Annotated in this window: 21 protein-coding genes and 1 tRNA gene; 13 read left to right on the top strand and 9 right to left on the bottom strand. The window is 61.8% G+C overall.

The features are described from left to right. Positions 1-18: 18 nt before the first annotated feature. Complete coding sequence (locus I6E52_RS04295) at positions 19-666, top strand: TetR family transcriptional regulator (protein ID WP_197155108.1); 648 nt, start codon at positions 19-21, stop codon at positions 664-666. Here the strand turns inward: I6E52_RS04295 and I6E52_RS04290 are convergent. After that, entirely contained in the window at positions 629-1,144 is a 516-nt protein-coding gene (locus I6E52_RS04290) for an META domain-containing protein (RefSeq protein ID WP_197155106.1), read from the bottom strand. The genes I6E52_RS04295 and I6E52_RS04290 overlap by 38 nt on opposite strands. A 62-nt stretch (positions 1,145-1,206) precedes the next feature. Next, the gene (locus I6E52_RS04285) at positions 1,207-1,596 is read right to left on the bottom strand and encodes a DoxX family membrane protein (RefSeq protein WP_197155104.1); all 390 of its coding nucleotides are present in this window, start codon (positions 1,594-1,596) and stop codon (positions 1,207-1,209) included. Positions 1,597-1,731: 135 nt separating this feature from the next. On the opposite strand from I6E52_RS04285, the gene serA reads away from it, so the two are divergent. Beyond that, complete coding sequence (gene serA / locus I6E52_RS04280) at positions 1,732-3,324, top strand: phosphoglycerate dehydrogenase (RefSeq protein WP_197155102.1); 1,593 nt, start codon at positions 1,732-1,734, stop codon at positions 3,322-3,324. Between the two features lie 94 nt (positions 3,325-3,418). Here the strand turns inward: serA and I6E52_RS04275 are convergent, their stop codons facing one another. After that, the gene (locus I6E52_RS04275; RefSeq protein WP_197155100.1) at positions 3,419-3,676 is read right to left on the bottom strand and encodes a DUF6458 family protein; all 258 of its coding nucleotides are present in this window, start codon (positions 3,674-3,676) and stop codon (positions 3,419-3,421) included. A 132-nt stretch (positions 3,677-3,808) separates the two neighbouring features. Between I6E52_RS04275 and I6E52_RS04270 the strand changes: the two genes are divergently transcribed. Genes I6E52_RS04270 through I6E52_RS04250 form a run of 5 tightly spaced genes read left to right on the top strand, consistent with a single transcriptional unit; the run spans position 3,809 to position 9,263 of the window. Further along, positions 3,809-4,855 (top strand): 3-isopropylmalate dehydrogenase, encoded by a 1,047-nt coding sequence (locus I6E52_RS04270; protein WP_197155099.1) that lies wholly within the window; start codon positions 3,809-3,811, stop codon positions 4,853-4,855. Between the two features lie 39 nt (positions 4,856-4,894). Continuing rightward, the gene (locus I6E52_RS04265; RefSeq protein WP_197155098.1) at positions 4,895-6,001 is read left to right on the top strand and encodes a branched-chain amino acid aminotransferase; all 1,107 of its coding nucleotides are present in this window, start codon (positions 4,895-4,897) and stop codon (positions 5,999-6,001) included. After that, complete coding sequence (locus I6E52_RS04260) at positions 5,998-6,768, top strand: fumarylacetoacetate hydrolase family protein (RefSeq protein WP_197155097.1); 771 nt, start codon at positions 5,998-6,000, stop codon at positions 6,766-6,768. The genes I6E52_RS04265 and I6E52_RS04260 overlap by 4 nt, the downstream gene beginning before the upstream one ends. 54 nt (positions 6,769-6,822) lie before the next feature. Beyond that, positions 6,823-8,313 carry a glutamate--tRNA ligase gene (gene gltX, locus I6E52_RS04255; protein ID WP_374059093.1) on the top strand — a complete coding sequence of 497 codons (1,491 nt, stop codon included), beginning with the start codon at positions 6,823-6,825 and terminating at the stop codon, positions 8,311-8,313. Next, a complete protein-coding gene (locus I6E52_RS04250; RefSeq protein WP_197155096.1) occupies positions 8,310-9,263 on the top strand; it encodes an NAD(P)/FAD-dependent oxidoreductase in 954 nt (317 codons plus the stop codon). The genes gltX and I6E52_RS04250 overlap by 4 nt, the downstream gene beginning before the upstream one ends. Before the next feature lie 3 nt (positions 9,264-9,266). Here I6E52_RS04250 and I6E52_RS04245 read toward each other — a convergent pair whose 3' ends face one another. Next, on the bottom strand, positions 9,267-9,704 hold the full coding sequence (locus I6E52_RS04245; protein WP_197155095.1) for a hypothetical protein: 438 nt from the start codon (positions 9,702-9,704) through the stop codon (positions 9,267-9,269). Then, entirely contained in the window at positions 9,701-10,252 is a 552-nt protein-coding gene (locus I6E52_RS04240; protein WP_197155094.1) for a PadR family transcriptional regulator, read from the bottom strand. The genes I6E52_RS04245 and I6E52_RS04240 overlap by 4 nt, the downstream gene beginning before the upstream one ends. A 102-nt stretch (positions 10,253-10,354) precedes the next feature. On the opposite strand from I6E52_RS04240, the gene I6E52_RS04235 reads away from it, so the two are divergent. Further along, positions 10,355-10,426 (top strand) — tRNA-Gln (locus tag I6E52_RS04235). Positions 10,427-10,613: 187 nt separating this feature from the next. Then, the gene (locus tag I6E52_RS04230) at positions 10,614-12,458 is read left to right on the top strand and encodes a nuclease-related domain-containing DEAD/DEAH box helicase (protein ID WP_197155092.1); all 1,845 of its coding nucleotides are present in this window, start codon (positions 10,614-10,616) and stop codon (positions 12,456-12,458) included. Positions 12,459-12,476: 18 nt separating this feature from the next. Here I6E52_RS04230 and I6E52_RS04225 read toward each other — a convergent pair whose 3' ends face one another. Continuing rightward, the gene (locus I6E52_RS04225; RefSeq protein ID WP_197155090.1) at positions 12,477-12,929 is read right to left on the bottom strand and encodes an SRPBCC family protein; all 453 of its coding nucleotides are present in this window, start codon (positions 12,927-12,929) and stop codon (positions 12,477-12,479) included. Between the two features lie 295 nt (positions 12,930-13,224). Here I6E52_RS04225 and I6E52_RS04220 point away from each other — a divergent pair, with 295 nt between their 5' ends. The 3 genes from I6E52_RS04220 to I6E52_RS04210 all read left to right on the top strand — a co-directional run bounded on the left by I6E52_RS04220 (position 13,225) and on the right by I6E52_RS04210 (position 15,316). Then, positions 13,225-13,533, top strand: coding sequence for a hypothetical protein (locus I6E52_RS04220; RefSeq protein ID WP_197155089.1), 309 nt, complete (start codon positions 13,225-13,227; stop codon positions 13,531-13,533). A gap of 77 nt (positions 13,534-13,610) precedes the next feature. Next, positions 13,611-14,087, top strand: coding sequence for a MarR family winged helix-turn-helix transcriptional regulator (locus tag I6E52_RS04215; protein ID WP_197155088.1), 477 nt, complete (start codon positions 13,611-13,613; stop codon positions 14,085-14,087). After that, entirely contained in the window at positions 14,084-15,316 is a 1,233-nt protein-coding gene (locus I6E52_RS04210) for an MFS transporter (RefSeq protein ID WP_197155087.1), read from the top strand. The genes I6E52_RS04215 and I6E52_RS04210 overlap by 4 nt, the downstream gene beginning before the upstream one ends. A 143-nt stretch (positions 15,317-15,459) precedes the next feature. Here the strand turns inward: I6E52_RS04210 and I6E52_RS04205 are convergent, their stop codons facing one another. The 3 genes from I6E52_RS04205 to I6E52_RS04195 are packed head-to-tail and all read right to left on the bottom strand — an operon-like array spanning position 15,460 to position 18,551. Next, a complete protein-coding gene (locus I6E52_RS04205) occupies positions 15,460-16,968 on the bottom strand; it encodes a tripartite tricarboxylate transporter permease (protein ID WP_197123844.1) in 1,509 nt (502 codons plus the stop codon). A 3-nt stretch (positions 16,969-16,971) separates the two neighbouring features. Further along, the gene (locus I6E52_RS04200; protein ID WP_197155086.1) at positions 16,972-17,481 is read right to left on the bottom strand and encodes a tripartite tricarboxylate transporter TctB family protein; all 510 of its coding nucleotides are present in this window, start codon (positions 17,479-17,481) and stop codon (positions 16,972-16,974) included. Then, positions 17,478-18,551, bottom strand: coding sequence for a tripartite tricarboxylate transporter substrate binding protein (locus I6E52_RS04195; protein ID WP_197106124.1), 1,074 nt, complete (start codon positions 18,549-18,551; stop codon positions 17,478-17,480). The genes I6E52_RS04200 and I6E52_RS04195 overlap by 4 nt, the downstream gene beginning before the upstream one ends. Positions 18,552-18,711: 160 nt before the next feature. Between I6E52_RS04195 and I6E52_RS04190 the strand changes: the two genes are divergently transcribed. Continuing rightward, the gene (locus I6E52_RS04190) at positions 18,712-19,521 is read left to right on the top strand and encodes an IclR family transcriptional regulator (protein WP_197155085.1); all 810 of its coding nucleotides are present in this window, start codon (positions 18,712-18,714) and stop codon (positions 19,519-19,521) included. Positions 19,522-19,588 lie beyond the last annotated feature (67 nt).

The raw sequence follows: 19,588 nt of genomic DNA, 5'->3' as shown, positions 1-19,588 counted from the left end.
GACGACAGGGTGACGCGCATGGCAGCTGAAGATTCCCCTAAACGAGCAGGGCGTCGGCCCTCCGCGAGTGCGGCAGGCAGCGGTGCGCGCGAAGAGATCGAGGTAGTGGCGCGTCAGCAGTTCGCTGACCTCGGTTATGAACGGGTCAGCGTGCGCGGGGTGGCGCGAGAGGCGGGGGTCGACCCGAAGCTCATCCACCACTATTTCGGCGGGAAAGAAGCTCTCTTTGCGGCCGTGGTGGAGCTTCCGCTGACGCCGGGAGAAGTCGTTGCGGAACTGCGCGTGCCGAGCGAAGAGACGCTGGGGCATCGGCTGGCGCGCATTGTGATCGGGATGCAAGGAAACGCGCTCTCTCGAATGACGATGTTGGGTGTCATCCGGGCAGCAACGAGCCAACCCCGTGCTGCGGAACGAATCCGGGCCCTGCTGACGAGCAGGCTCTTGGTTCCTGTCGCGCGCGAACTTGAGATTGACCAGCCCGACCTGAGGGCGGCGCTGGTGGGCAGTCAGGTCGTTGGTCTCATGATGGCGCGTTACGTCGTGAAGCTGCCGGCGCTTGCGCGGGCGAGCGACGAGGAGATCACCGAGCTACTTGCTGCCTCGCTCGACGCCGTGCTCGGGTCTGTGATTACCCCAGCGGCAGGGAACTCGACGGCAGGAAGTTAAGGTTCACGCCGTCTCCCTGCAGCACCAGACTGCCGCCGGTGGGAATAGCGGCTGTCGTCACAGCCAGAGCAGCAAAGTAGCGTTCGTCGAAACCCATGAGTGCGTTATCGGTGCACGCACGTTCAGTCGATAGGAGGTCGCTCACCGCGAAACTTTGAGGTTCGCCCGTGAGGGTTGCGCTGTAGCTGTTGCAGGCTCCAGCACCCATAATCTCGTCAGCGGTGATCATGATGGTGACCTCGGCCGTCGTGGCGAGATCGCCAGCGCCGTCGGTGCCATCGAGATAGATCCAGGTGCCGCCGATCCCGTCAACGGGCATGGAATCGCCCGGGGTCTGTTCTTCGCCAAGGCCAGGACCGCTATCGATCGGGGGTTCGTCAGATCCGACCGGCGTCGCGGGGCCGGCGCACGCGGTGAGAGCGAGCAGGCCAGCAGCCAGCAGCGGGGTGAACTTTGCGAGAACTGATTGTGTGGGCATTATTTCCTCCTACCTAGGTAGACGAAGCGCTGTGCGGTTTCGTTGGGGCAGGCGCGCACTTTTTACAGCGCGGCTAGCACGACCAGCACGATCAGCACCAGCTGCCCGGCCAAGCGTGGCCAGAACGGTAGGGCTGCTTTGCCGAAACGATCAGGGTCTTTGGCCGCGTACGCATTGGCCGGAAACACGGCAATCAGAAACAGTACAAGCGCGATCCCGGCGATGAATCGCACCGGTTCCCACAAGAGTCCCAGACCGCCAGCGATCTCACAGAGTCCGGTGATGGTCACGAGGGCGCTGGGGGAGGGCATCCACTTTTGGCGCAGCGCTGGTGGGATCATGGCCCGCATCGTGCGCGCCGGGGCAGCAACAAAGTGGCTAACGCCCATCGCGATAAAAGCCAGCGCGAGGACAATTCGCAACGCCCACTGGGCGATCTCAACGGCATCCATGATGGCTCTATCGTCGCACTGAGTTGTCACATGGCAACGAGGGCTTCCCGTCGCCGCTAAAGTTGCAGTAGTTGTCTACTCAAGCAGCCTTCGTTGTGATAGCGCGAAGTCCCCGCGAATTGAAGGATCAGATCTGTGGCTAAGCCGATCGTCGTGATCGCCGAAGAACTTTCCCCCGCAACAGTTGACGCCCTCGGGCCCGACTTTGAGATTCGAAACGTTGACGGCACTGACCGTGACGCGTTGAAGTCTGCGCTCTCTGATGCGCAGGCCGTTCTCATCCGTTCAGCAACCCAAATGGATGCCGATGCTCTTGCTGCCGCGCCTGGCCTGAAGGTCATCGCGCGCGCCGGTGTTGGCCTCGACAACGTGGACATCAAGGCGGCTACCGCTGCCGGTGTCATGGTTGTGAACGCCCCTACTTCCAACATCATCTCGGCTGCCGAGCTGACCGTCGGACATATTTTGAGCCTCGCGCGTCACATTCCGGCGGCCTCTAGCGCTCTCGCGCAGGGGCAGTGGAAGCGCTCGCAGTACTCGGGCACTGAGCTATTCGAGAAGACGATCGGCATCATCGGCCTCGGCCGTATCGGTGGTCTCATTACTGAGCGGATGCAGGCCTTCGGCACGAGCATCATCGCGTATGACCCCTACGTCACGGCCGCTCGCGCGCAGCAGATGGGCGTCACGCTCGTGTCGCTCGACGAGCTGTTGGAGCGTTCGGACTTCATCACCATCCACATGCCCAAGACTCCTGAGACCACGGGCATGATCTCGACTGAGCAGTTTGCCCGCATGAAGTCGAGCGCGTACATCGTGAACGTGGCCCGTGGTGGCCTCATCGACGAAGACGCTCTCTACACGGCACTCAAGTCGCGTCGCATCGCCGGCGCTGGTCTTGACGTGTTCGTCAGCGAGCCGCCCACAGGGTCGCCGCTGCTGTCGCTCGAGAACGTCATTGTCACCCCTCACCTGGGTGCTTCGACTTCTGAAGCGCAAGAGAAGGCTGGCGTTTCGGTAGCCAAGTCCGTTCGACTCGCCCTCGGTGGCGAGCTGGTGCCTGACGCTGTGAACGTTGCTGGTGGCGTTATCGACCAGAGCGTGCGCCCCGGCATCCCGCTCATGGAAAAGCTTGGCCAGGTCTTCTCTGGTCTGTCCGACAGCCCGCTCACCAGTGTCGATATTGAGGTTCGCGGCGAGATCGTCGAATTCGATGTCAACGTACTCAAGCTTGCTGCTCTCAAGGGCATCTTCACGAACGTTGTCTCCGAGACGGTCAGCTACGTCAATGCTCCGGTTCTTGCCGAGCAGCGTGGCCTCACGGTTCGTTTGATTACGGATGTCGTGAGCCCCGAATACCGCAACCTGCTGACCATTCGTGGTTCGCTTGCTGACGGCTCGCAGGTTTCCGTTTCGGGAACTCTGGTCGGAAACAAGCAGCTGGAGAAGATCGTCGAGATCAACGGCTACGACATCGAGGTTCCGCTCGCGGATCACCTCATCGTCATGATGTACGAAGATCGCACCGGAATCGTCGCTGTCTTCGGTAAGGAATTCGGCGAAGCCAACATCAACATCGCAGGCATGCAGATTGCGCGCGAAAGCGAAGGCGGCAATGCCCTCTCCGTGCTCACGGTCGACTCGCAGGCATCCGCTGATGTTCTCGCCACGGTTGCCGAGCGTATCGACGCTCGCTACGTGCACGCGATCGACATCGTCGACGCTTAGTCACTTCGTTCGCGCCTTAGTGGCATGAGCAACACGAAAGGCGCGCCCCGAGCAATCGGGACGCGCCTTTCGTTCGTTCAGAACGTAGTGATTGTTAGATGGTTTCGTCGGGGGTTGTGCTGGTGCGGCGCTCAGTGACGGTGCCGTTCGCGCCATCAGAGCCATTGTGGACGGTGGTAACCGAGGTGCGGTTACGCAGCGTCAGGATGAGTCCGATGATGAACGTCACCACTCCGGCGCCCATCAGGATGTAGCCGATCAGAGGGATATTGACTCCTTCGACTTGGAAATCGAGCGCGAAGGTAAGAATCGCGCCAATCACGACAAGGACAATTCCGGTTCCAATACTCATGATCCCAATTTTAGCGCGCTTGATTCAGCCTGCAATCAGTCAACTCTCAGAATAGTCATAGTGGGCACGCATCCGGGGAGCGAAAGCAACACTCTGACGCGAGTGAGACCCGCGCAGCGGTACTGTATTTACATGCCTTCTCAGATCAAGCTTGCAGTCATTCCCGGTGATGGTATTGGGCCAGAGGTTGTGGCCGAGGCCCTCAAGGTTCTGAAGGCAACCGGTGTGGATGTCGCACCCACCGAGTTTCCCTTTGGTGCCGCTCACTACCTCGAGTCGGGCACCATTCTCGAAGACTCCGACATTGCTGAGCTTGCGAAGCACGACGCGATTCTTCTGGGCGCTGTCGGGGGAGACCCGCGCGATCCTCGCCTCACGGGCGGCATCATTGAGCGAGGCCTTTTGCTGAAGCTGCGGTTCGCTCTCGATCACCACGTCAACCTGCGCCCCACCAAGATTTTCCCAGGCGTGACGTCACCGCTGGCCAACCCCGGCGAGGTCGACTTTGTTGTCGTGCGGGAGGGCACCGAAGGGCCCTACGTGGGCAATGGTGGGCGCATCCGCACCGGCACACCGCACGAGATCGCCACTGAGGTGTCGATCAACACGACGTTCGGTGTTGAACGGGTTGTTCGTTTCGCGTTTGCGCAGGCGATGTCGCGTCCGCGCAAGAAGCTCACACTCGTGCACAAGACCAATGTTCTCGTGCATGCTGGCGGTTTGTGGCAGACGACGGTCGACCGGGTGGCGCAAGAGTTTCCCGCCGTAGAGGTCGATTACATGCATGTCGATGCGGCGACGATTTACCTGGTCACAAATCCGAGTAGATTTGACGTTATCGTCACCGACAACCTTTTCGGCGACATCATTACAGACCTCGCAGCAGCCATCAGCGGCGGCATTGGTTTGGCCGCCTCCGGCAATCTCAATCCGAGCGGGGCATTCCCCTCGATGTTTGAGCCGGTTCATGGTTCAGCGCCCGACATTGCGGGCAAACAACTCGCTGACCCCACGGCGGCGATCCTGTCGATTGCATTGCTGCTCTCACAGTTCGGCGAATCGGATGCCGCGGCCCGCGTCACTGCGGCCGTTGAAGCCGATCTCAGCACCCGTGGCGACACCGCGCGGTCCACGGCTGAGATTGGCAGTGCAATTGCCGACGCTGTAGCGCAGAATTAACCCACCGCCATTATGGCTGTACGTCATTAAGGACATTTGATGAAGAATCTGCTGGCTGATCGCCCCCTCTCGTTCCTCGTGAAGAAGAACCAGGAACCTCGCTCGGTTGAAGAGCGTGAAGCAATTCTCGCGAACCCCGGCTTCGGGGTGAACTTCACTGACCACATGGTCGATATTTGTTGGTCAGAAATGGGCGGATGGCACCGTCCCCGTGTGCAGCCGTATGGGCCGATCGCGCTCGACCCTGCCGCTGCTGTGCTCCACTACGCCCAAGAAGTCTTCGAGGGTCTCAAGGCTTTCCGTCACGAAGACGGCTCGATCTGGTGCTTCCGCCCCGAAGCGAACGGTGCTCGTCTGCAGCGTTCCGCAGCCCGCATGGCGCTGCCCGAGCTGCCGGTGAACGAATTCGTCAACTCGCTCAAGCAGCTCATCGCGGTTGACGGCGACTGGGTGCCGAGCGCGCCCGAGACCAGCCTCTACTTGCGCCCCTTCATGTTCGCTAAAGAAGCGTTCCTCGGTGTGCGTGCCGCGAAGAAGGTCAACTACTACGTGATCGCGAGCCCCGCCGGCGCTTACTTTGCCGGCGGCGTTGCCCCGGTATCGATCTGGGTGTCCACGCACTTCACCCGTGCCGGCAAGGGCGGAACGGGCGCGGCAAAGACGGGTGGCAACTACGCCTCGTCTCTCGTGGCCCAGCAGGAGGCATCCGCTCAGGGCTGTGCTCAAGTGCTGTTCTTGGATGCCGAAGAGGGCAAATACATCGAAGAGCTTGGTGGCATGAACGTGGTTCTCGTCAAGAAAGACGGAACCCTCGTTACCCCGCAGTCGGAGTCGATCCTGGAAGGCATCACGCGCGACTCGGTGCTTCAGCTTGCTGAAGACCGCGGTCACAAGGTTGAGCGTCGTCGCGTCACTCTCGAAGAGTGGCGTGAGGGTGTGGCCTCGGGCGACATCACCGAAGTGTTCGCGTGTGGCACCGCCGCCGTGATCACCCCCATTGCTCTACTCAAGGGCGACGGTTTTGAAATTGGGTCGGCGGATGCTCCCGCCGGCGAACTGACGATGTCGCTGCGCGAAGAGCTCACCGACATCCAATATGGCCGTCGCGAAGATAAGCACGGCTGGATGACGAGGCTCGACGCATGAAGGTAGCTCGGTTCAGCGCTGGCCAGGGAGCCCGCTACGGGGTCATCGATGGCGACGAAATTGTTGTACTGACGGGTGACCCGATGTTCAACGGTTTCGAGACCACCGATGAGCGTTTGCCGCTCGCGGACATCAAGCTGCTGGCGCCGGTCATCCCGCGCTCGAAGGTGGTGGCGTTCGGCCGCAACTATGCCGAGCACGCGAAGGAACTCGGCAACGAGGTTCCGGATGCTCCCATGATGTTCATCAAGCCGAACACGTCTGTCGTGGGCCCCGGCGATGCGATTATGTTGCCGCCGCAGTCGGAAGAGGTCGCGTTTGAGGGAGAGCTTGCCGTCATCATCGGCAGCATTGCCAAGAACGTTGCTGAAGCCGATGTCGACAGTGTGATCTTCGGCTACACGATTGCCAACGACGTCACGGCTCGCGACCTGCAGAAGTCTGATGGCCAGTGGTCACGCGCCAAGGGCTTCGACACGTTTTGCCCGCTTGGGCCGGTAATTGAGACCGAGTTCGAGGTGGGCTCGCAGAGCATCCGCACCACGGTGAATGGTGACCTCAAGCAAGACGGCACCGTCGACCAGATGATTCATTCTGTTGCTGCGCAGATCGTCTACGCTTCGGCCGCATTCACGCTGTTGCCCGGTGACATTATTCTCACGGGCACGCCTGCCGGTGTTGGCCCGCTCGTGCACGGCGACACTGTCGACATCACGATCGAGGGCATCGGCACGCTGAGCAACCCGGTTCGTTCTATCGCCAAGTAGGCGCCGCCGCAGAACCGCCTGCAGAGGGCGGTTCTGCGGCTTAGAATGGTGGCAATGTCTGCTCCATTTTCTACTGCAACCGCTTCCGACGTTCGCGTTCGGTTTTGTCCGTCACCTACCGGTACGCCCCACGTTGGGCTGATCCGCACTGCCCTGTTCAACTGGGCTTATGCGCGTCACACCGGCGGCAAGATGGTGTTCCGTATTGAAGATACGGATGCCGCTCGCGACAGCGAAGAGAGCTATCTGCAGCTTCTCGACGCCATGCGCTGGTTGGGGCTTGACTGGGATGAGGGCGTGGAGACCGGTGGGCCGAACGAGCCTTACCGTCAGTCGCAGCGCACCGACATTTACCTCGAGGTCATCGAGAAGCTGAAGGCTTCCGGTCACCTCTACGAGTCATTTGCGACCGGTGAAGAGATCGAGGCCCGCAATGTGGCGAACGGTCGCGACCCCAAGCAGGGCTACGACAACTTTGAGCGTGACCTCACCGCTGAGCAGATCGCCGCATTCAAAGAAGAGGGCCGCAAGCCGGCTTTGCGTTTGCGCGTGCCCGACTCTGACCTCAGCTTCGACGACCTAGTTCGTGGCGACATCACGTTCCCCGCCGGTTCGTTCTCTGACTTCGTTGTGGTGCGCCCGAACGGTGCTCCGCTGTACACCTTCGTGAACCCGGTGGATGACGCGCTCATGGGCATCACGCACGTGCTGCGCGGTGAAGACCTGCTCTCGAGCACTCCTCGCCAGATCGCCCTCTACACGGCGCTCATCGAGATCGGCCTCACCGACGCCATCCCGCGCTTCGGTCACCTTCCTTACGTGATGGGCGAGGGCAACAAGAAGCTCTCCAAGCGCGACCCCGAGTCGAACCTGTTCTTGCACCGCGACCGCGGTTTCATCCCCGAGGGGCTCATCAACTACCTCTCGCTGCTGGGCTGGTCGCTTGCTCCCGACCGCGACGTGTTCTCGATCGACGAGCTCATCGCAGCCTTCGACGTAGAGAACGTGAACCCGAACCCGGCCCGTTTCGACGTGAAGAAGGCAGAGTCGCTCAATGGCGACCACATCCGTCTGCTGTCTGCTGAAGAGTTCGCTGGCCGTCTCGTGCCGTACCTGGTTGCTGCTGACGTTATTTCGGCGGAGCCGACCGAGGCTGAGCTGGCGACACTGGCTGCTGCCGCACCTCTCGTGCAGGAGCGCATGCAGTTGCTGGGCGATGCTCCCGCACTGTTGCAGTTCTTGTTCACGGCGGATGCCGATCTCACCGTCGACGCCGATGCGATGCCGAAGGCCGAAGGCCCCGAAGTTCTGGATGCCGCGATCGCCGTGCTGACTGATCTTGAGACGTGGACGCACGATGCCATCGAGGCCGCCCTGCGCGCCGAACTCATCGAGGTGAAAGAGATGAAGCCGCGCCTGGCTTTCGGACCCTTGCGTAGTGCGATCGCTGGTCGCCGCATCAGCCCGCCGCTCTTCGAGTCGATGGAACTGTTGGGCAAGGAATCGTCACTGGTTCGACTGAAGGCGTTGCGCGCCCAGCTATGAGTGAGCAGTTCGACTGGGATGTTGTCATTGTCGGCGGCGGACCGGCCGGACTGAGTGCTGCCCTGAATCTGGCGCGGGCGCGTCGCCGCACTCTCGTGCTCGACAGCAATCGCCCCCGCAATTCGGCGACGTTCCACTCTCACGGCTTTTTGAGCCGCGATGGTATTTCTCCTCTCGAGCTTCGCAAGATGGGCCGGGAGGAGCTTGAGCAGTATCCGAACGTGTCGTTCGAGCGCACGATTGTGGAGGGTATCGAGCCTCTGGTCGCTGCTGATGGTGCGGATGCCGCTAGCGCTCCTGGGGCCGCCCCTGCGACCGTCGGCGCCGGCTTCACGGTGACGTATCGCGGGGGAGCGGTCACGACCCGCACCGTGCTGATCGCGACCGGGTTGCGCGAGGTTCTGCCGAAGTTGCCAATGCTGCGCGCGTTCTATGGCACGAGCATCCATTCGTGCATGGAGTGTGACGGTTACGAGTATGCGGATAAGCCGATTGCCTTGATCGGGCACACGGATGACCTGGCGGAGCGGGCGCTGCTGCTTTCGCAGTGGAGCCGCGATCTGATTGTCTTCACGCAGGGCATTGGTCAGGTGAGTGACGCTGATGAGGCGATGCTCGCGGAGCGTGGTGTTCGCGTGGATCGTCGTGAGGTGGCGGATGTCGCGGGTGACCGCGATGGCCTGAACGGTGTTGTGCTTGCCGACGGCGAGACGATCCCGCGTGAAGCGGCATTTGTGCGCCCCGACTATGAGACGGTGCTCGACTTTGCGGCGGGCCTGCAGCTCGCACTCGACGCGGAGGGACTGATTGTCGTGGACGCTGCCGGCCGCACCAGCACGGCGGGAGCCTATGCGATCGGTGATGCCACCCCGCCCGGCCCCCAGCAACTCATCGTTGCCGCGGGCGGCGGCGCTGAGGTTGCCGCGGTTATCAACCGCGACTTGCTCTAGGCGTTACTTCGCCGCGCTGCCTCGCGTCAGCAGCATGGTTACGAGGCACGCCGCGAACATGACCGCGGTGACGGGGGCCCAGACGGCTCGTTCGACGGCGCTTGGCGTGATGAGGTTCAGGATGACGCCCACGCCCGCATAGGCGGTGGTGATCCAGGCGAGCACGGCGATGAGTCGGCGTGGGGCGAATCTCAGGGGACCGCGTTCGGTGCGAGCAAGCATTGCTGCCGCCATGACAAGAACGAGGGCGGCAGAGACGCCCGCAAAGATGCGGCCCTGAGTGGGGAGCGTGCCTTTGCTCGCCCCGCCTTGGGTGTATTCGCCGAGGGGTGCTCCGAGCACGACGGCGAGTTGGAAGAGCGCGACTAGGGTGAAGAGCACGGCAGCGATGGTGGCGCCGATGCGCGCAGCGCGGTGGATGGGGGTGGTGATCTTATTCATCGGGCGGATTCCTTGTGGTCGGCGAGTTCGGCGCGAAGTTCATCGAGCCACGTGATCTCGGCGCGCGCGTGGGCTCGTCCCGATTCGAGCGTTGCGTATTGCAGCTGGATGGCGAGAGTGGTTTTCGAGGGTTTGTGGGGTGCGCTCGAGGCGAGAGCGTCGAGCGTGGTGAGAAGTTCTACGGCAGCGGAGCGACGTTGGTCGAGCAGCTCGATAACGCCCGCGGTGCCGAGTGATGCGGCGAAGAACAGCCGCAGGAGAAAAGGCTCGCGCGAGTTGTCCGGCTCAAGGGGAGAGGCCAGCCACGCCGCAAGTGCTTCGCGGCCAGGTTCGAGCAGTGTGTACAGGCGGCGGTCGGGTCGTGTTGCCTGCTCGACGGTGGTGCTTTCAACCAGGCCGTCGGCTTCGGCGCGGTGGAGGGTGCGGTAGAGCTGCGACTGATCGGCTGGCCAAAAGTGTGCGGCAGTTGTCGAGAATGCTTTGCCGAGTTCGTAGCCCGTCATGGGCTGAATCGCGACGAAACCGAGCACCGCATGGAGGAGAGACATGCTCCGAATATAGGACAAGTCTTATATGGCGTCAAGGAGTGAACCACAACCCGCTCAGGATGCGCTAAAGTAGTAAATCGGTTCGGCTGCGGCTGAACGCTGTGGGGTATGGTGTAATTGGCAACACGGAAGATTCTGATTCTTTTGTTCTTGGTTCGAGTCCAGGTACCCCAGCAAAACATCTAGGGAGCAACTCCCGCCCAGCCCGGCTCACGCCGGGCTTTTTCTTTGCCGGCGCCATCGCGCGGCCGAGAGCAGCGTTCGCGAAGTGATTCCAGCCGCCCACAACGCTCGCACCCATTTCGTGAGAACTGGTCGAGTCGTGCCCGAGGGGGAGCCCGGGAACCGATAGCGTCTGACCATGCCACGCATGCACCCGACCCGACCTCACTCCGACGCCAACCGCAGCGAACGAAAACTCTTCACCGCGTTCGAATCGATTCAGGATCGCGACGACTGGGTGGTGCTCACCGGTCTCACCGTGGGCCAGCACGTCGCGGGGTTGAGCGGCGAAGTGGATGCAATCGTGATCGCGCCGGGTAAAGGCATCCTCCTTATCGAGGTCAAGACTGCCGAGCATGTCGAATACCGTGATGGTCAGTGGTTCTTAGCTAAGAACCCGAACCCAACCAAGAGCCCCTTGGTGCAGTTGGATGGTGCGCGTCGCAGCATCCGCTACTTTCTGAAGAATCGAGAACTGTTGAGCGGCGATGAGCCGATCGCTCGGCTTGTCTGGTTTGCCAACTTGGGTCGCTGGCAGTTCGATAACGGAAGCCCACAAGACTTGACGTTCTTTGAATGGGAGCTCGCGTGGGGCGAAGACCTCGCCAAGCCGGCGGAAACAGTGGAGCGGGTTCTCGGCGAGTACGTGTCCTGGTACGGCGCGACGGAAGGACTAGAGATTGAGCCGAAATCCCTCACCGCGGCGCATGCGAGTGAGATCGCGGATGCCCTCCTCTCCAGCTTCACAGCGACGACGACTCCGGGCTCGCTTCGAGCAGCACGCCTCATCGATGAGCGTGCGCTTCTTGAGCAGCAAGAAATCGCTCTCGAATTGCTAGAGACAAATCCGCACCTCTACTTTGACGGCCCCGCAGGGTGTGGCAAGAGCTGGCTCGTTGTCATCGCCGCGCGTCGTGCGGCGCGAGCGGGACACCGCACATTGTTGACGTGTTGGAACCTACTCATGGCAGACGAGCTTCGTGATCTACTCGGGTCGACGTCGCTCGATATCGAAGTTGCTGACCTCAACTCCATCATGCTGCGAGTCTGTGGGCTCGACAAGAATCCTGAGGGTGCGGATGACACCTGGTACCGGGAAGAACTGCCCACCCGCGCGCTCGTAGCGCTTGCCCAACATCCCGAGCGCGGTGCGTTCGCCGCAATTTGCGTCGATGAGTTTCAGGACATCGCCGGCGTGCCCGTGATCATGGAGGTGCTAAAAGCCCTCGCCGCTGACGCAGACATTCACCGCGCGCAGGTAGTACTCGCGGGCGATGCAGGGCAGCAGATCATGCGCTCGACGGATGATCGCGCCGAACCTTTGGTGGCGGCCCGCGAACTGGTGCCGGACCTCGTGCACGTGCGTGTGCGTCGCAACTGTCGAGTTGCTCCGCGGCTCTTGCGGGCGATCAGCTCTCAACTCGGACGCCCCTTGGACCACTCGGGTGACCGAATGTCCGAAGGAACGTTTGGGCGGTTGGACAGCGTGACGGTCGCGGAGGGGCGGGAACTGCCCGCACTTGTCACCGTCTTGAAGGGATTGCTTGAGCAGCACCAAGCGGATGAAATCGTGGTGCTCAGTCCGTTTGGAGCGCAGTCCTCGCTGGTCGGCCGCTTGCTCGCCAGAGAACCCGAAACTAAGGAAGAGCGCTGGCTGCACGAGCATCTCGGTGAAGAGTCGGGGATCGCCTGGCACTCGATCTTCAAATTCAAAGGTTTGGATGCTGCTGCGGTAGTGCTCACCGACCTCTCGCCCGAGTCTGCGGCGTGGGCTGACGATCGCGGTCTCAGCTGGAACGACTTGCTCTACGTGGGTATGACTCGCGCTCAGTACCGCTGCACGTTGCTTCGCGCCGTGGATACCCCGTGGCGGGGCGAGCGCGAGCCACAGGTCAGCGCTCTCCGTGCACGTCAAGGCATACGGGTGCTGGGTGGGCCTGCCTCTGGAGCGGCCGCCGCAATGTCGAAGATGGCGGGGCGCTAAGGCGCCGCGGGGCATTCGCTACACGTCGAAGGTAGCCTTCAACGCAGCGTTTCGCTCCTCGAGCAACGTCTGCATGTAGCGGCGCAAGATCAGTTTCTCGGCGAGACGCCCGAGTGGCCCGAAGGGAGCCGCGAAGGTGAGCCGATCCTGCATGTGGGTGCGGCCGTCGATCTCGGTGAAGAGATGCTCGTGGTGGTAGGCGGCGAAAGGGCCGCGGACTTGTTCATCCGCAAACCGGTGCGGAGCATCCACGTCAAAAATTCGGATCGTCAGCCGCAGCGGCAGGCCGAAGTGGCGTGCCGACCAGATGACGACATCGCCCTCGACGAACTGGCCAGTCGTGCGACCCGCGATGACCTTTTCGCGGTGGTGCGTCATCGAATCAAGATGCAGGTTCACGCTCAGCGATAGTGCGCACACCTCAGCGATTGGGGCATCGAATACGGTATCGAGCACGATCAACTGGGTCATAAGTTGAGCATACGTTCACCAACGCGAGTCTGGAGGGTGCGGTTCGCATCGCTGGTGCCGATTCAGCAGATCTCGCAGGTCGCCTCGTTCTGGAAAGAAAACTATCGCGCAGCGACGTGGGGCCGAGTACGATCAGCGCAGTGATTCAGCACCACCAAGGGAGTTGAAGTGAGCAGTACGTCCCGCCTTCGTCCACCGGTCTCAACGCCAATCGGCGTCCCTCTTGTTGTCTAGAAGAGAGGCGCACCGTAGGCGAGTGCGGAAAGTAGGCTTCGGGGTCGCCAGTATTTCTCTAGTGATTGGCCTGAGCGCCTGTGCTGGGGTGCCCCCGCGGTACGACAGCGTTATCGGGATGACGCTCCTCGACGCCACGCCATTGCTCCCGGGTGACCTCTCCACCTACGACCTATCGACACCGCTTCTCGATGTCGAGCCCAGCTATGACGGCGGTGAGCCTGCGGGGCGTTGGGTGATCGTGGCACAGTGCCCTGACATTAACGCCGGGGCAATCGGCATAGTCCCCATCGACGACTACGCGGGTGATATCAAAACCACCGCCGAGGGTCAGGGGTGGAACTACACGCTGCTGGAGTGTGCTGAATAGGCAGTGCGGGGGAGGTGTCGACTCACGGCCTAATCGCGGCGGTTAATTTACATAGCCCGGCTATGTATAGTGGAGGCATGCCAACTTCGCTTCTCTCCCTGCTGGGCGACCTCGTCTCGGTCAACCAGCGCCTCACGCGGTTAGCCGCGCGCGCCACCGGCAGCTCCGAATCGCCAGCAGTGTGGCGCACCCTCAGCGTGCTCAACTCCGGCGGGCCCATGCGCCTCGGCGAACTTGCCGAACTCAGCCGCGTCGCCCAGCCGACCGCCACGAAGCTCGTCAGCAACCTCACCGAACGCGGTTGGGTCAATCGCCTCGCCGATCCGGATGACGCCCGCGCCTCCCAAATCGCCGTCACCACCGCCGGTGCAGATGCCCTCATCGCCTGGCGCGATGAACTCGCCGGAGCCATGCTCCCGCTCTTCGCCGACCTCCACACCGACGACGTGGCCGTGCTGCGCCGCGCCGTCGAAATCATCGGCCAACGAGCGGATGCCGCAGCCGACCTCGCACCGGGCGCCCCCGTCACTGCACCACCAGAAGGACAGTCATGACCCGCACCACCAGCAGCATCCTGCACCAGCCGCGTGCTGTCTGGGCCGTCGCCTTCGCCTCGGTGATCGCCTTCATGGGCATCGGCCTCGTTGACCCGATCCTGCCCGCCATCGCCCAAGACCTTCAAGCAACAGCAACCGAAACCGAGATGCTCTTCACGAGCTACCTGCTCATCACGGGTCTCGCCATGTTCTTCACGAGCTGGATCTCGAGCCGCATCGGCGCCAAACGCACCCTCCTCATCGGCCTCGCCCTTGTCGTGCTGTTCGCCTTCGCCGCAGGCCTGTCGGGCAACGTCGAATGGGTCATCGGCTTCCGCGCCGGCTGGGGGCTCGGTAATGCCCTCTTCATTTCGACGGCTCTCGCGACCATCGTGGGGGCGGCATCCGGAGGCACGAGCTCGGCGATCATCCTCTACGAAGCAGCCCTCGGCCTCGGCATCGCGATCGGGCCACTTCTCGGCGGCCTCCTCGGCGGCATCAGCTGGCGCGGCCCGTTCTTCGGCACCGCAACCCTCATGGCCATCGGCTTCATCGGCGTCGTGACCGTCATGAAAACTGATGCGGTGCGCCCCACCCCAACGCCGCTCTCAGCGCCCTTCCGCGCCCTAGCCAACCCCGCGCTCGGAGTGCTCGCCGCCGCAGCGCTGTTCTACAACATCGCTTTCTTCGTGCTGCTCGCCTACACGCCGTTCGCCCTGGTTCCGCTCGGCTTTGGCAGCGCCATGACGCTCGGCTTTATCTTCTTCGGCTGGGGGCTCTCGCTCGCCGTCACCTCCGTGTGGGTCGCGCCGCTGCTCACGCACCGCCTGCCGCGCACCCTCGTGCTGCGACTCGTGCTGCCCCTGCTCGCGCTCGACCTCGTGGCGGCCGCGCTCTTCATCGGCTCCGGCCCCGGCCTCATCGTGTGTGTCGTCGTCGGCGGAATGCTCCTCGGCGTGCTCAACACCGTGCTCACCGAATGCGTCATGGAAGCCACCGACCTGCCACGCTCGGTCGCGTCATCCGCCTACTCGGGCGTGCGCTTCTTGGGGGGAGCCATCGCCCCACCCGCCGCCACCATTCTTGCCGCCGCCATCTCACCGGCGACCCCGTTCTACGCCGCAGCGGGCTCGGTGCTCGTCGCCACCCTCATCGTGATCTTGGGTCGCAAACGCCTACGGAAAGCGGATGGCGCAGAAATCAGCATCACCGAAGAAGCCGAAGTCATCGCGGCGGGCGACCGCTAGCGGCGGCATCCATTTCGCTCACGACCTCCTCCGGGTAACGAAAAGCCGCCCACTCCCAGTAACCAGCTGGAGGGTGGGCGGCTTCTTTTCGCTCGCGAGTGTGTCGGCGACTGTTCGGGTCTAGCGTCGCGGACTACTCGGGTCTAGAGGGGCTTGCGGTATCGCAGCAGCTTTCCGATGAGCTTCTGCAGCACGGGGTAGAGCAACACAATGATCGTGAGAATCATCAGCGCGGCGCTCATCGGGCGGGTCAAGAACTGCGTAAGGTCCCACTCTGTCTTGATCACACTCTGCATGAAGTTCTTTTCCACAATCGGCCCAAGAACCAACCCGAGCACCACCGGGGCGAGCGGGAACTTCGCCTGTTCCAGCAGGTAGCCGAGGATGCCGAAGATCAGCATGATGCCGACCTCGAGCAGGCCATTGTTGATCGAGAACGAACCCACAACACAGAACGCCACGATGATGGGCATGAGCACCGAGTTAGGCACCCGCAGTAGCATTCCGCTGCCACGGATGGCGAGGTAGCCGAGCGGGATCATCAAGATATTCGCCGCAATGAATACGATGAAAATCGAGTACAACAATGGCGCTTGACTATCGAACAGCGACGGCCCCGGCTGTACGCCCTTGACGAGCAGCACACCGAGCAGAATCGCGGTGATCGTGTCTCCGGGGATGCCGAATACGAGCGTCGGAATATAGGCAGAGCCGACTCCGGCATTGTTGGCAGAACTCGCACCAACAATCGGTTGGATGTGCCCCTTGCCGCTACCGAAATTCTTGCCTTCTTTCGAGCCGTTCTTGGTGACCGCGTAGGCCACCCACGCTGCGATATCTCCGCCGGCGCCCGGCAAGGTTCCGATCGCGCTGCCGATGACATTGCCACCGACTGCTGTCTTCTTGTAGTTCCACAGAGTGCTTGCGGCATTGCGCAGCAAGCCCTTCGACTCGATCCGAATCGGTAGCGCTGCTGGGGGAGGGCTGATGACGTTGCGCAGCACCTGCGACAAGCCGAACAGACCGATCATTGCCGGGATGAAGTTGATGCCACCCAGCAAGTCGCTACTGCCGAACGTGAAGCGGGGGAAGCCCACCGAGATGTCCAGACCAATGGTCGACACGAAGAGCCCGATGAGCAGCGCAATGGTGCCCTTGACTTGAGAACCGCGAGAAATAATAACCGCGGCCGTCAGGCCCAGAATCGCAACCCAGAAGTACTCGTATGACGTGAAGAGCAGCGCCACCTTGGCAAGCTGTGGTGCAGCGAAAATCAGCACCAACCCACCGAAGATTCCGCCGGTCGCCGACGCCAGCAGGCCGACTCCGAGCGCGAGAGCGCCCCGGCCGTTCTGGGTCAAGCGGTAGGAATCTTCGACGTAGGCGGCGCTGGCCGGTGTGCCCGGCATCCGCACCAAAGCCGACGGGATGTCACCCGCGAAGATGGCCATCACCGACATCGTGATGATCGACGCAATGGCGGGAAGCGGGTCAAGGAAGAACGCGAAGGGAACGAGCAGCGCCGCAGCCAAGGTTGCGGTGAGGCCGGGAATGGAACCGATGAAGATTCCGTACACACCCGCTGCGAGCACGACGAGGAGCAGTTCCCAACTCGCCACCATGCTGAGCGCTTGGGAGAGATTGTCGATCATGTTCTAACCCCAGAATCCGAGTGGAAGCGGCACGAGGAGCACCTTATTGAAGATCAGCCAGACCACGAGCGTGGTGAGCACGCCGGCCGTAATGGCGACCCACCACTTCGTGCCGAGTCGGAAGATCAGTCCGACCGTCATCACGCTGACGGTCGTGAGAAAACCGAGAAAGTCGACGGCGAGAAGATAGAAGATGACCGCACCGATGATGAGCCCGGCATTGATCCACCTGCTCCAGACGACAGCTTCGCCCTTTTCTTTCGCCGGTCGAACCGTCTTGCGGGCTTTGAACCATCGCCCCAGAAGCAGCAGTCCCATGAGGATCATGAGCCCGCCGATGATGCCGGGGAAGAGCGAGGGGCCGAGCTCTCCGCTCGGCAGTGTGGGGTAATCGCGAACGGCGAGAAGGATGGCCGAGCCGAAAACAACTACGACCACGCCACTGGCGAGGTCGTAGCTGTTTTCGGGCTTGCCCACCGACTCCTCTACCTCCGGAGCGGTGTCGAAAGTCATCCGGTCAGTCCTGCTGCTTCCATGATGGTTCCCTTTGCCTTGTCTTCGTTGACGATGAACTCAGTAAACGCGGCTGTGTCCTTGCCGTCAACGCCGAATCCGGCCGTCGTCATGAATTCGACGTACTCGTCGCTCGCCACGATGTCAGCAACCTGGCATTCGAGTTCAGCAACGATGTCTTCGTCCATTCCAGCGGGGCCAGAAACGCCGCGCCAGGAACCCATCGAGAAGTCGATTCCGACCTCCTTGAGGGTCGGAACGTCGGGGTAGTTCGGGTCGCGCTCTTCGCCCATGATGGCGAGCGGGCGAGCTTCGCCGGCACCGATCATCGTGGCGTTCTCAGCGAGGCTGGCGAACGTGACATCAATACCGCCAGCAGCGAGCTCTTGAAGGGCGGGGGCGGAACCAGCGCTCGGTACCCAACGGATGTCGTTGACATCCATGCCGGCCTCGAGCAACATTCCGGCGCGAGCCAGGTCCCAAATTCCACCAATTGCTGTGCCAGAACCGACGATGTCGCCGGGGTTAGCGCGGGCATCATCCAGAAGGTCTTCGATCGTGTCCCACGGGGCGTCAGCGGCAACCGTGATGCCCGAGGGGTCAGAGTTGACCTGAGCGATCGGGGTGATGTCTTCATAGCTGAGGTCAGTAAGACCCTGCCAGTGCATCATGGTGATTTCCACCGTGGTCATACCGATCACGGAGCCGTCGGCGTTGCCGTTAGCGATGGCCGTGTGACCGATAACGCCACCACCGCCGTCACGGTTGACGACGTTGACGGGGACTCCCAAACGGTCAGACAACTGAATTCCGACGAAGCGAGAGACACTGTCGGTGCCTCCGCCGGCAGCCCACGGCACGATGAATTCGATCGCACCACTCGGGTACGTCGACGAAATGTCACACGCATCACCCGAACTGCCCGCAGCAGAATCAGTAGAAGTTTCGCCGGACTGCGCACAGCCACTGACGAGAAGTCCCGCGGAGACGGCTATGGCGAGTCCCGAAACCCTGACGCGACGCGAAGGCTTGTGCAAGAGCCCGCTAGAGGCGATTTTTGACATCGACATTGATATCCAACCAATCATTGTTGTTAATTCACGTTCATGCTTGTGAACGCCGAAGATACCACAGAACATCGGTCGCTGTCTTTAATTCCTCTTTCGAGGTCGTTCGACACGGTGGCGCAACAATGCGCAGCAACGAGTTCACATCTGTAAACTCCGGAACATGCAACTCCAGCCCACGGTATCCACAGCTCATTCGGTGAAGTCCGCCGACCGAGCACTGGCGATAGTCGACCTCGTCGCGGCAAAGGGATTCGTCAGCTTCACCGAGATCCTCACCTCGCTCGGCTTGCCGCGCTCAAGTGCTCACGGTCTGTTGAACACTTTGCAGAAGTCGGGGTGGCTCGAACATGACCCGTCAACCCGGCAGTATTCGCTTGGTTTGCGGGCATGGCAGGTCGGCCAGATGTATACCGGTCACAATCACATCGCGAATGCCGCCAAGCCCGTGCTCGATCGGCTCGCGACTGCTCTGGGGGAGACCGTTCAGCTGGCTCGCTTAGACGGTGTCGATAGCGCGTACTTCGCGATCAGCCAGCATTCCAGTGATGGCGCGCTGTTCGGTTCGTCGGTGGGAATCCGGTTGGCCGCCCACGCCACGGCGCCAGGAACCGCGCTACTGAGCAACCTCGACCCGGCCGAAGCGGGCAAGCGTCTCGCAGCGCTCCCGGAGCCTCGCCTGATCAACAAGACCGTGATCGAGCTGCCGGCTTTGCGGGAGCGAATCGCTGTGGCAAAGAAGCGCGGCTATGCCATCGACGATGAAGAGTATCTCGCCGGTTCGCGCAGTGTTGCGGTGCCGTTGACGAGCGCTACCGGTGGGGTCAATTCGGCAATTTCAGTCACGATGCCGGCGTCGCGCACAAGCTCGCAGTGGCCAACGGATGTCGTGCGTGCGCTGGTCGATGCCGCCCACGAAGTGCGGGCTCGGCTCGGAGCCAAAGAGTCGGGCATCACCGTTCCTCAACCCTGATCGAGCAGCCCGCCTCCGCTGTTCAGTAGAACGACATCTTGGTATATCGGTATACTGAGCCCGGATG

The sequence above is a fragment of the Salinibacterium sp. NG253 genome, from assembly GCF_015864945.1.
In the GTDB taxonomy this organism is placed as follows: domain Bacteria; phylum Actinomycetota; class Actinomycetes; order Actinomycetales; family Microbacteriaceae; genus Rhodoglobus.
This window is presented reverse-complemented; position numbering and strand designations above follow the sequence as displayed.